Annotated in this window: 10 protein-coding genes; 2 read left to right on the top strand and 8 right to left on the bottom strand. The window is 34.5% G+C overall.

Annotated elements, in window-relative coordinates; genetic code table 11:
* Positions 1–231 precede the first annotated feature (231 nt).
* From RT261_RS12495 to RT261_RS12505, 3 genes are all read right to left on the bottom strand, one after another.
* Positions 232–576: a hypothetical protein gene (locus RT261_RS12495; RefSeq protein WP_313132937.1), complete on the bottom strand. Its 345-nt coding sequence runs from the start codon at positions 574–576 to the stop codon at positions 232–234.
* Complete coding sequence (clpX, locus tag RT261_RS12500; RefSeq protein WP_313132938.1) at positions 536–2,098, bottom strand: ATP-dependent Clp protease ATP-binding subunit ClpX; 1,563 nt, start codon at positions 2,096–2,098, stop codon at positions 536–538. The genes RT261_RS12495 and clpX overlap by 41 nt, the downstream gene beginning before the upstream one ends.
* Before the next feature lie 285 nt (positions 2,099–2,383).
* A complete protein-coding gene (locus tag RT261_RS12505; RefSeq protein ID WP_313132939.1) occupies positions 2,384–4,081 on the bottom strand; it encodes a S1C family serine protease in 1,698 nt (565 codons plus the stop codon).
* A 342-nt stretch (positions 4,082–4,423) separates the two neighbouring features.
* Between RT261_RS12505 and RT261_RS12510 the strand changes: the two genes are divergently transcribed.
* Positions 4,424–5,845, top strand: a complete 1,422-nt coding sequence (locus tag RT261_RS12510; RefSeq protein ID WP_313132941.1) for an undecaprenyl-phosphate glucose phosphotransferase — start codon at positions 4,424–4,426, stop codon at positions 5,843–5,845.
* Between the two features lie 213 nt (positions 5,846–6,058).
* The gene (locus RT261_RS12515; protein WP_313132943.1) at positions 6,059–7,087 is read left to right on the top strand and encodes an LCP family protein; all 1,029 of its coding nucleotides are present in this window, start codon (positions 6,059–6,061) and stop codon (positions 7,085–7,087) included.
* A gap of 96 nt (positions 7,088–7,183) precedes the next feature.
* Here the strand turns inward: RT261_RS12515 and RT261_RS12520 are convergent, their stop codons facing one another.
* The 5 genes from RT261_RS12520 to RT261_RS12540 all read right to left on the bottom strand — a co-directional run bounded on the left by RT261_RS12520 (position 7,184) and on the right by RT261_RS12540 (position 12,552).
* Positions 7,184–7,426, bottom strand: coding sequence for a TIGR04076 family protein (locus RT261_RS12520; protein WP_313132944.1), 243 nt, complete (start codon positions 7,424–7,426; stop codon positions 7,184–7,186).
* A 66-nt stretch (positions 7,427–7,492) separates the two neighbouring features.
* A complete protein-coding gene (locus RT261_RS12525) occupies positions 7,493–8,785 on the bottom strand; it encodes an MFS transporter (protein ID WP_313132945.1) in 1,293 nt (430 codons plus the stop codon).
* 152 nt (positions 8,786–8,937) lie between these two features.
* Positions 8,938–10,146, bottom strand: coding sequence for a CDP-glycerol glycerophosphotransferase family protein (locus tag RT261_RS12530; RefSeq protein ID WP_313132946.1), 1,209 nt, complete (start codon positions 10,144–10,146; stop codon positions 8,938–8,940).
* A gap of 16 nt (positions 10,147–10,162) precedes the next feature.
* A complete protein-coding gene (locus RT261_RS12535; RefSeq protein ID WP_313132947.1) occupies positions 10,163–11,332 on the bottom strand; it encodes a glycosyltransferase family 1 protein in 1,170 nt (389 codons plus the stop codon).
* Positions 11,329–12,552 (bottom strand): CDP-glycerol glycerophosphotransferase family protein, encoded by a 1,224-nt coding sequence (locus tag RT261_RS12540; RefSeq protein ID WP_313132949.1) that lies wholly within the window; start codon positions 12,550–12,552, stop codon positions 11,329–11,331. Before RT261_RS12540 ends, RT261_RS12535 begins: the two co-directional genes overlap by 4 nt.
* Between the last annotated feature and the right edge of the window lie 166 nt (positions 12,553–12,718).

Raw genomic sequence — 12,718 nt, forward strand, 5'->3', positions numbered from 1 at the left:
CTTATTACATATTAATGTATTAAAGTAATAAGTTTTAAAAAAAAGCCGTTATCTAAACATACAATTAGATATAAAACAAGGCGTTCATCTGCTTATCTTCATTGAACGCCTTTATTCTTGTCATATATAATACTATTGTAAATTCTATTTGTCAACCGTAATTTTTATGATAATTTATAGAATTTTTATAAAATTACTGAATTATTTTATTAAATCCTTTAATAAAAACAATTATCGATTATAAATATGCAGTTCACCACCACATTTATCACAGAAATCCAAACCTTCTAAAGTAATTCCACCGCAATCCGGGCAGATAATTTTCTCCGGAAGAATTTCTCTTTCTATAATCTCATATTCCATCTCTGGTTCTTGAGGTAGATCCGAATATGTCCCTTCCCCATTCATTTTTTCTATATTCCTGTCCTCCGGTTTCTTATCTTCTTCAATTGAGCTTATTGGATTATCCTTACAGGATTCTTCATTTTCTATTTTGTTTGCGCCCTCATTTTGATTATTCTCATCTTTATGAATATTAAAATGTACTATTTCCTTCAATCTCTTTAATGGTTTCATGACTATCTCCCAGCCTAAAGGTACTCCGCATTTCTATAATCGGACCCCCTTTATGTTCCACATATTCTCTTGTAATAACAACTTTTCCGATATTATCATCTTTCGGGATTTCAAACATAATATCCAGCATGAATTCTTCAATAATAGCTCTTAAAGCTCTTGCCCCTGTTTTTTTCTCCAAAGCTTTTTCTGCTATTGCCTCTAAGGCACCCCCTTCAAATTCCAGCAAGACTTCATCTAATTGCAATAACTTTTTATACTGCTTTAATATAGCATTCCTAGGCTCTTTTAAAACTTTCACAAGCATTTCTTTGGTAAGGCCTTCTAAGGTATATATAATAGGAAGTCTTCCGATAAATTCCGGTATCATACCAAATTCTCGTAAGTCTTCCACCGTTACTTTCTGCAATATATTAAAATCATTATCATACTTATCTTTTAAATCTGCACTGAATCCAATAGAGGACTTTTTATTCAGCCTTTCTTTAATAACTTTTTCTAAATCTGGAAATGCTCCTCCACAGATAAATAATATATTCTTGGTATTCACAGTGGTCATGGGAACCATGGCATTCTTGCTGGTAGCACCTACCGGAACTTCTACTTCACTACCTTCTAACAATTTTAATAGCCCCTGCTGCACGGATTCTCCGCTAACATCCCTGTTGTTGGTATTTCTCTTTTTGGCTATTTTATCAATTTCGTCAATAAAGATAATTCCCCGTTCTGCTTTCTCCACATCATTATCAGCTGCTGCTAAAAGTTTAGATACGACACTTTCTACGTCATCGCCAATATAGCCTGCCTCCGTAAGGGAAGTTGCGTCTGTAATTGCCAAAGGCACATTTAATAATCTAGCAAGGGTTTTTACTAAATAGGTTTTACCACTACCTGTAGGCCCGATCATTAACATATTGGATTTCTCAATTTCAATATCATCCATAGTATTGGTAGCTACTCTTTTATAATGGTTATATACTGCCACAGATATTACCTTTTTAGCATGTTCCTGACCAACAACAAATTCATCCAACTGCCCTTTTATAATATGAGGAGCAGGGATTTTCTTAATGTCAAATACAAGCTGCTCTTCCTTGGCTTCCTCTTTTGGTTTCTTCTTTTTAATCCTTTGGCTTTCAGGTATCTCCTGAAATTGGTTCAAGTTCATTAAGTTCGGTGTTAAATTCATCATGTCCATATATGGCATACCATTATTATTAATAGTATCAAAGGTCTTTTGCATGCAATCAGAGCAAATGCATATATTACTTGGAATGTGAATCATTTTGCCTGCTTTGCTTTCCGGTCTTCTGCAAATATAGCAGATTTCTTCATATTCGTTCTTATCCTCGGATTCTTTCTTGTCATTTTTATCAGCTTCCTTTTTATCTGAAGAAGCTTTACTATCGCTGTGATCTATATTTTCAATCTCCCTAAAGTCATTGTCTTTGTTGTCAACTTCCCTATAATCTTTTAGGTCGATTTCTCTATAATCATTGTTACCTTTGTTGTCTTTATCCATACCTATCTCCTTATCCCGTTGCTGTTTTTTATATTTATATTTTATACAGGTTTATTTCCCAGTTTGAACTATCTTCATTCTGTTATTATGTCATGAACGGAAAGACGTTCATGATCTCGGCACTCCACTCGGAAAATTCAAGCAAGCTTGATTTTCCTCATTACGTTTTTATTATATCGTAGACTTTATATGGAAACAATAGACGAATACTTAAATTTTTATTAAACTTACGTTTCCAAAAAGCTTACGAAAAGGACTGTTGCAATTTTGCAACAGTCCCTATAATTACTTTTCATCAAATACTTTTTTACTTACCAGATTAACTGTAATTTCTTTTTCTACGTATTTTCCATCTTTCATACGCATTATGGTTAGTTTTAAGTCACTACCTGCCCGATAGGAAGATACCTTTTCCTGTAACTGAGTAGTTCCATTAACCTCCACGCCATCTACTTTTGTTATGATATCACCGCTGACGATACCTGCCTGATCAGCACTTCCACCTTCAATGACACCTCTTACATATACACCGCTGGGCCAATTATAAGCCTGCATAACTTCTTCCGTAATCGGCTCAATGTATACACCAAGATATCCTTTTTCATCATCTGTTAAAACTTCACGATTCATCAATTCATTTATAATAGGTACTGCTCTGGATATAGGTATTGCATAACCCATACCTTCTACTTCACTGGAGGCATATTTTACGGAATTAATTCCAATAACCTCACCTTTTGTATTCAGCAAAGCACCTCCACTATTACCGGGATTAATTGCTGCATCTGTTTGTAACAAGACCATGGTATTATTATCAACCATAACTTCACGGTCTTTTGCACTAATATAACCTACTGTTACAGATTGTCCGTAACCCAATGCATTTCCTATTGCTATAGCCATCTGTCCAACTTTAATGGAATCAGAATCACCTAATCTTGCAATCTTAATAGCTGACAAAGTATCCTTACTGATTGTACTAATGTCAATAGATATTACCGCCAAATCGGCTAAGGAATCCCTTCCTTTAATTACTGCCTCTGCCTGAGTATTATCAATAAAAGTTACCTTAATTGGATTTGCACCTTCTACTACATGGTTATTGGTTGCAATTAATAGTTCTTTATCATTTTGTCCCACGATAATACCAGAGCCACTGCCTTCATTGGGTTCACTATATTGCTGGCCAAACCAATCAAAGGTTTTAGTAAAAGTACCTGTAATAGTAACTATGGAAGGCATGGTATCCTCTACAACATCTGTTATATCAGTTCTCTGCTGAATCAGACCATCTGAAACAGTGGTAGTTGGTATTTTTAAATCAGAATCTTTTGGAATATCCAAATTTAATTTATTTTCTAGTCCTTTAAGACCGCCATTTATGCTTAAAGAAAAGGTTTTGGCATTGGGATTTATCTTATAATAAAGTTCATTGACTCCAATGAAAGCACCTCCTGCAACGACACCAAATACAACTGCCACACATATAACGGCTGCCGCCTTCCTAAAAAATCCCGGTTTCTTTTTCACATTTCTGTCATTTGGAACGGCTTGGTTGCTGTTTATTTGCTGTTCTGTATTTCCCGCCTGTCCATTTGAAGTTTGACCGGTAAAAGTGCTATTTTCTCCGTTCTTATTAGATGAGATTTGTTCTGCCCAGAAACTATATGGTACCGATTGATTCTTATTAACAGCAGCAGTATTTTCATTTGCACCATTCATATTGTCATTGATTTTCCCATCAGTCATTTGGTTGCTGTTACCTGGGATGTTTGTAACTTGCTCATTATTTACCGGAGTACTATCTATTATATCCTTATTCATATCTTCCGTTTTTACGGATTCGCCTATCCCTTCTGCCCTTACGGATTCTCCTGTCCCCTCAGCTTTTACTGATTCGCCTTTTTCAACTTCCTTATTCAAATTCTCATCCGGTTGGTTTGTATTGTCATTAAAATTTTGATTTTTATTAAATTCATCCATGATAATGCATCTCCTTTGCTAAAATAATATTAAGATCCATTTATATAAATTCTTAAAAAACATTTTATCCTCAAAAATAAAATCCAAAATTTTTGATAAAATATCTTTTATCTTTTTTGTTAAATTTATTGTACCAACCTTTTGTGTATTAAATGTGAATTTTTTGTCTATTTTCTATGTACTACTTTGAGCCATATAGAAATAGACACAAAATATTAAGAATTTTGTTATTGTAGATTAAAGCTGAATCATGTATTATAATAGTATTACCATGCAATGTAAATATACTGTAAATAAGGTGTAAATATATGGAATATCACATAAGTGAATATGGTGAACATTATGGCAAAAAATAATCAAAAAAAATTAAATAAGTTACGAGTTATTATTGATGGTGTTTTATTGTCCCTATCCTTTATCATCGCGTACTTCCTCCGGTTTGACAGTCCTTTATCCAGGTGGGGTATTTTTAGACTGGATCATACCAATTATCTTCCATTAACAGATTATTTACAAATACTTATCTTTCTGTTACCCGGATACTTAATCATTTATTATTATTGCGGTCTGTATAACCCCAATCTAACTCAAAGCAAGCGGTTGGATTTATACGATATTATAAAGGCAAATCTTTTGTCTTTAGCATATTTTGCTTTAATCTTGTTCTTATTTAAGAAACAAGATCTTTCCCGTGCAGTGATTATTCTTTTCTTCCTTACTAATGCATTGCTAAGTATTACTTACCGCTTGATTCTGAATTCCTCCATTCGTATGGCAAGACGGAAGGGGCTTAACCTAAAGCATATCGTGTTGGTCGGTTATAGCGGCGCGGCAGAGGCCTACATTGATAGGATCTTAGCTAATCCTCAATGGGGATATTATATTCACGGAATACTGGATGATAACAAAGAACGGGGAACTTTGTATCGTACTATAAAAGTAATCGGAAGTATTGATGACCTATTAGAGATTTTACCACAAAATCATTTGGATGAAATAGCAATTACGCTTAGTCTGGATGAGTATTCAAAACTGGGACGAATTGTTGCTTTATGTGAGAAATCCGGTGTTCATTCGAAATTTATTCCGGATTATCAAAACTTCTTCCCAACCATACCATATACGGAAGATTTAAACGGACTGCCCGTTATCAATATACGTAATGTACCTTTAAGTAATGGATTTAATAAATTTATCAAACGTGCCACTGATTTATTTGGATGCATGGTAGCTCTTTTACTTTTTGGCATACCAATGATCATCGTTTCAATTATTATTAAGTCTACATCACCGGGACCGATTATTTTCTCACAAATTCGGATTGGAAAACATAATAAGGAATTTAAAATGTATAAATTCCGTTCCATGGAGGTACAATCGGAGGCCAAAGAGAAAAAAGCCTGGACAACCTCTAATGATCCTCGCGTTACGAAGATTGGTAAATTTATACGTAAGACAAGCATTGATGAATTGCCCCAATTATTTAATGTACTAAAAGGAGAAATGAGCCTGGTTGGTCCAAGACCGGAACGTCCTTATTTCGTTGAAAAATTCAAAGAAGAAATACCACGTTACATGATAAAGCACCAGGTTCGTCCGGGATTAACTGGATGGGCCCAGATTAATGGCTATCGGGGAGATACCTCCATCCGAAAGCGTATTGACTACGACTTATACTATATTGAGAACTGGACACTACGATTAGACTTTAAAATATTGTTTTTAACTATATTTAAAGGATTCATAAATAAAAATGCATATTAAACTAAAGATGTTGTAATTCATAAACTGTCATTCTGAGAGCGTAAGTTCAGAGAAGCTGAACTTACGAAGAATCTGGATAGCTAAGCTTTCTTAGGTTCTTCACCAATTCATCTTGTTGAACTTTTCAACTATGTTGAATTTTTGCTCAGAGTGACAGTTTTATGGCAGAAATAAATATCTGTTAAAACAAAATGCAGGAAAGAGGTTATATATATGAGCAGTAAGAAAAAAAGAAGGAATAAGAAATTAAAAATTGTATTTTTCTTTATTGATATTATATTACTGGTATTGATAGGAGGATTTATATATTTCTTCTACCTTACAGGTAAAACCAATGTTGATAAATCTGGTGATTCTTCCATTGCCTCCAATGATATCGACAGTGATAGTATCGGTGGTTACCGAAATATTGCTATATTTGGTGTTGACTCCAGAAACAATGCTCTTGAGAAGAGCACCCACAGCGATACTATTGTGATTGCCAGTATTAACAAGAAAACAAAGGACGTTAAACTGCTTTCCATTTACCGTGATACATATGTAGATATTCCGGAGCGGGGCTATGATAAAATCAATGCTGCTTATTTTAGGGGAGGATATCCTTTAGCACTTAGCACTATCAATAAAAACTTTGACCTTGATGTAAAAGAATATGTTACAGTAAACTTTGATGCAGTCTGTAAAGTGGTTGATTTATTAGGTGGAATAGAACTGGATATTACAAAAGAAGAACTAAAGTATGTGAATGGATACACGAAAGAGTTAAATGAAATCAACGGAACCAGTGTAGGTAAATTAAAATCAGCAGGAACCCAGGTGGTGAACGGTACTCACGCTACTGCTTATGCCAGAATCCGTTATACCAAAGGCGGCGACTTTAAACGTGCTGAAAGACAACGTATTGTAATTAATAAGATATTCGAAAAGGCAAAAACCTGTGATGTATTAACCATTAACTCTATCGTGAACGAGATGTTCCCACAGATTTATACGAATCTCGATTCTCTTGATATGTTAGATTTGGCTAAAGATATCTTCTCTTATAATATCGTGGATCAGGCAGGTTTCCCTTTTGAAAAGATAGCTGATTACTACAAAAAGATTTCCTATGTTTTCCCTGTGGATTTATCTGCAAATGTAACAGAACTTCATAAGTTTTTATTTGATGATCAGGATTACGTGCCATCTGCTACCGTTAAGGAATATAGTGATTTTATCAGTACTATTGTACCAAAGAAATAAATCACTATAATTTAAGGGGTGACAGTAACAGCTGAAAAATGGGCCATCACACTAATTTACTTAGTGTGATGGCCCATTTTATAATTTTATAGTGATTCAATCCACTTTTTCTCCATGAATATGTACCTTTCCTCCATCAGGGCACTTCATATCAAACATCGGTGCTTTTCCATTACCATAATCTAGAATTGCTCCATTTTGAAGAGCATAAACAAATGGATAAATACAATTCCATAATTCATGACAAATTGGCGGACATAAATCTTCAACAATAAACTGATCCCCTGATTTAAAATATCCACATCTGCATTTACTTTCTATAATTGTAAGTTTTACCATCTAACTCCTCCAAAATAGTAAACAATTTCTTATGAAAATTTATATTGCTTTAAACACAACGATATATTAGTAATCTAACTCCTTATAAATTGAACTTTTTAAACTAATCATACTAACTATAAACCCTATGGTTCCTGTTATTAGAAAGATTACTGCCATTCCGGAGCCTTTTCCTGTTCCTACCAGAAGGGAAAATATATGCTGAATTGGTGAAGCCGCCAGCATAAAAGGCTCAAATATATAATCTGCTAACATTCCACCCAGAGCCAGTCCAATGGGTATTGTAATGAACTGAAAAGTATCTCTTGCCGCAAATACCCTTCCCTGCATTTCAATAGGAACTTTCGTCCGCATAATGGTAGTAAGATTTGCACTAAGGAAAGGCAATGGTAAATTACCTGAAAATGCAGCAAATATCCATATTGGTGCAATTCTGCCCGTGGCCCAAAGAATATCACATAGCAAAAAGGAAATGGCACAAGATAGAAAGATTACATTCGTTTTATGCGCAGCAGGTTTCATAATGGTAACTAAAATACTGCCAACCAGTGTCCCAACACCGATTGCAGAAGAAACCATTCCCAGAATCATTTTATTATTGTCCGTTCTGGCAAGTATTAATGCCGGCATGATACTGTTGCCGGATATAGATGCCAGAAGATTAATAAAGGAAAAAAATAAAATAATTCTCCATAAAGCTTTATTTTCTTTCAGAAATTTAATTCCCTGTCCACAACTTTCTATAAATTTTTCTTTTTTATCCACATAATTAATGTTTGGTATCTTAATAAACAGCAATAATGTACTAAATGCGATTACAAAACTGACTAAATCAATTATAAAGACAGCTTTTAAATCAAGAAAAGAAAGTATTGTTGTTGCAAGGGCCGGAGTTACTATGGTTACAAGTGAATTTGAGAAAGCCTGTAAGCCGCTTACTCTGGTATATTGGTCTTTGGGTGCAAGGAGGGATACTGCAACATAGGAGGCGGGATTTTGAAATGCATGCATAAAACTAATTATGATATTTATGATATATAAATGCCATAATTGCAGACTTTCGCTAGCATATAAAAAGAGAACCGTCATAGTTCCAAGCGCCGCTATCAGATCACTGATAAGCATCACTTTCTTCTTATCCCATTTATCGGCCAATGCGCCTGCTGCAAAGCAAAATACAATGGAGGGCAGATAACTGCACACTGCCAGCCAGGTAATACTTGATACCGTACCTTGTTGCGTATAAGCCCATACTATTAGAGCATATTTCGTCATTTCACTTCCTAAAGAGGAAATAGACTGACCTGCCCATAGTATTAAAAAATCTTTTAATTCGTACCATTTATTTAGTTTATTCATGACTTTGCTCCTTAACTATTTTAATATTTTAAGTTCTGCAAAGTCCGAATAGGGCGGTTTTCTTACCGCTCCACGCAATTCCGCCCTAAGTCAGACAATGCGGGGAGCTAAAACAATACAAAGAGGAAGTATTATCATATCTTAATCCTTTCTTAGATGTCTATAACATCTAATATTTTGTTTACTACCTGTTTTGATGCTTCACCTGTTTCATATATAGTTAATGTATCTAAAAATTTCTGTACTTTTTCCTGGTCTTCTTCCGGATTATAATCTGCTATATGGTTAAATAACTCTTCTTCCCTGTTGGCTTTTAAGAATGGAAGTACTGCATATTCAAAATAAAAGCCTCTGTCTTTCGTGTATTCTGCCTCATCTAAAGCATATAACAATACAGGCCTTTTCATGAAAGAAAATTCAAACATAATATTGGAATAATCCGTTATCAATAAATCTGCTGCTGCCATTAGTTCATAGATATCCCGGTAATGAGAGGCATTAATGATTTGGCTGTGATAGGTAATAAAACTGCTTTGTTCGGAAACTAGTGGATGAAGCCTTACAGCTATAATCCAGTTTCCGCTGAATTTATTTTCTAATACATGTAACAGCTTATGGAAGTCAATTTCATATGGCTTTGTATTATTACCTTCCCGGTAAGTTGGGGCATAGAGTGCAATGTGCACATTTTGATCAATTTCCAGCCTGTTTCTTACCTCTCGCATTAAAGCAGAATTAGGCTGTATCAAGATATCATTTCTTGGACTGCCACACTCTAATATTTCCCCATCATACCAAAAGCTGTTTCGATACATGTTAGTACAAAAACTGCTATTGGATACATACAAATCGGCCATTTTGGAATCACGTTTGGCATTGGCTACATATTTTGCTCCTAATTGTTCTTCATAGTCTTTTTCTATTTTTTTAAGTGCTATACCACCATGCCAGGTTTGAATGTAATATTGGCCTTTTCTTTTTCTTATGTAGCTTTCTTTACGGTTATTATCGACCCAGACTTTACCCGTTGCCAATGCAAAGATTGCCCTTATAGAATTGGTTTTTAAAACTTTTATTCCCTCCGGTGCATAGGCGGACTTGGGATTGTTCGTAATAAAATAGATGGTAAAAGGATTCTTTCGATTCTTTTTTTCTTCCAGCTCTATTTTACGGCATAATAGTTCCTCTGTTACATACTTTGCATTATCTCCAAATCCCCATACATTGCATACAACAATTTTACTCTTATTAATGGGCAATAAATGAAAGATATGAAATAAGCATATAATCCATATATATCGAACTTCTTTTAGTATTGTAAGCAACCAACTTGGCAGCAATTTTTTAATTAAGGTTCTCATTACAACTCCTTGTTAATTACAAAAGTGTCTCTAATATCTCAGAAAACTGCTTACCTGTTTTTGCCCAGCTTAAGGTTTCCAGATAAGCTTGTGAAGTATCATGCATATCTTGTAAAAGCTGAGGTTGTTCCATGACATTCTTAAGCCTGCGATACAAATCCTCATAAGATAAAGATGTTAGTATGGCACTATTCTCAGGGAAGAAGTACGGAAATGTTCCATCTTCGAATTCTATGAGAGGAAGCCCTGTTGCAAGCATTTCATAAGGCACTAAAGATACATTGCTCATAGAAGCTACCATACCAAAATCCGCCTTGCGATAAAGCGATAATAACTGTTTCTTACTCAGCATTCCCAAATTAGTACCGGCTTCGCAGTGAAAGCTCTTGTCTTCACCATAGTATTTAATATGAAGGTTAATTCCCTCTTTAGCAAATTCTTCTTTCACATGTTTTAATAAATACTGGATAATAGTTGGCAGTCTTTTACCATAATATTTTAGATATACCGCTATAATAAAATCTTTTTTCTTTCCATAAGCACTATAATCACGTTTACAGTGAGGGTACTCTTTACTCTCATAGGGGAATTCTATAACATCAATAGGTGAAACCACCTTACAATTTTTCTCTACCATTTCTTTGTTCCATCTTCCAAGGCTCACCATATGAAGTCCTTGCTCATAAGTTTTATTAGCCATAAGGAACAATTCTCCAAAGGAATAGAAATATGGTTCATAATCCTGTAGAAAATACATTTTATACCCTTTCATTTTCTTCACAACGGATATGGTGTCCCATGAACTGGCAATTACAATATCGGAATTTAATTTTCCCAAATATTTATTGGTATACATAGTTCCCTTATAGTTACTTAAGTTTGAAGAGGCACATTCTTCCATGTCGGACTTAGTCTGTGGCTTATAAACCGCATAGCCTACATCATAACCTAGTTTTGACAACTCAGTACCCAAACGCAATATGGAGGTTTGTCCTCCACTGTATTTTGCCATTCGCTCAATAACAAAAGTAATCTTTTGTATCTTAGCAGGTTTTCTATTAACGATTACCGATGCATCATAGGGATCTAATCTTTCCTTTACCTGACGTTTTTCAACCACGGATTGAAGATTGTGATATACGCCCTTTACTTTTATTTTCGCTGTACTTTTCCAGTTATTAATCATTCTTTTCCTCCCCTTACTATAAGTTTGTCAATTAATTGCACCATTTTTATTGAAGCATTTCCGTCATCTGCATGATTATACTTTTGATGAAATGCCTTATATTTTTCTTCATAATCTTCCGGATTATATTCCTGTATTGCTTCAACTAACTCTTCCGTTGTACGGGTAATAGGACCCGGTGCTTCTTTCATAAAATCAAAGTAAAAGCCCCGCAGGTTATCTTTATAATCCTCTAAATCATAGGCAAAAAACAGCATAGGTCTTTTTAATACACTATAATCGAACATGACAGAGGAATAATCGGTAATTAACATATCTGCTATCAAATACAACTGGGCAATATCCTCGCACATATCAAATTGATATACAAAACCTTTATATTTAGACCAGTCCAATTGGTCTTTTACCAAATAGTGATATTTTACAATACATACATAATCTTTACCTAGTTTTTTCTGCAATAAATCAAAGTCAAGGGTACTGGCGAATTTATAAGCACCTTTATCATAAAACTGATTATCCCTCCAGGTTGGTGCGTATAAAAGCACCTTTTTATCCAGGGGCAGTCCCATTTCTTGCTTTAAGTTTTCTATATACTCCGAATTATTACCTGAAAACAAGATATCATTTCTTGGATATCCAATTTCCAGAACCTTTTTATCAAAGGCAAAGGCTCTTCTGAAGATATCTGTAGAATAACGATTCTGAGAAATAAGATAATCCCAGGATCTAGAATCCTGATAGAAGGTCTGTTTATACTTTTCAAGGTCTGTTTCCCCGTCCATTGATACGGACTCCATGTCCAAAGCCAGCTTTTTCAAAGGTGTACCATGCCAGGTCTGTATAAAATAAGCACCTTTTCTTTTCCTAATATATTCAGGCTGTCTGGAATCACAGACTATAACTCCTGCTATAGCCATAATAAAGTAATAGCGAAGTCTGGAACGTCTTATTTTCTTTGCATTACCTTGAATCGGTATGGTTACGTCATCCAGTAAATAAGAACAGCGGTATTTATTATCCAAACCCTGTCGAACCATTTCTTCATAAATACACTTGGGATTACCGGTGTAATTTCGTCCCATATTACTCTCAAATACTATCATGTCCTTTTGCAAAGGAAGGATTTTTATTTCCAAATGATACAATTGAACAATTACATTCTTTATTATCTTTTTTACACTATTTTTTAGTGTGACAATTAACTTATTCATATTCATATTTCACCCATATCCAATCTCCTTGCAGATGGCATACGCTGCTTGCAGATGTGATATACCAATTAAATAGGTTGAAAGAATCCTGATGTGGTATTTTGTATACTTTTATTTTCTTTCAAACTTTTAGTTCTGCATTTAATGCATTTCCATTTATATAAAATAAATA

Source organism: Anaerocolumna sp., from assembly GCF_032079385.1.
Lineage (GTDB): Bacteria > Bacillota > Clostridia > Lachnospirales > Lachnospiraceae > Anaerocolumna.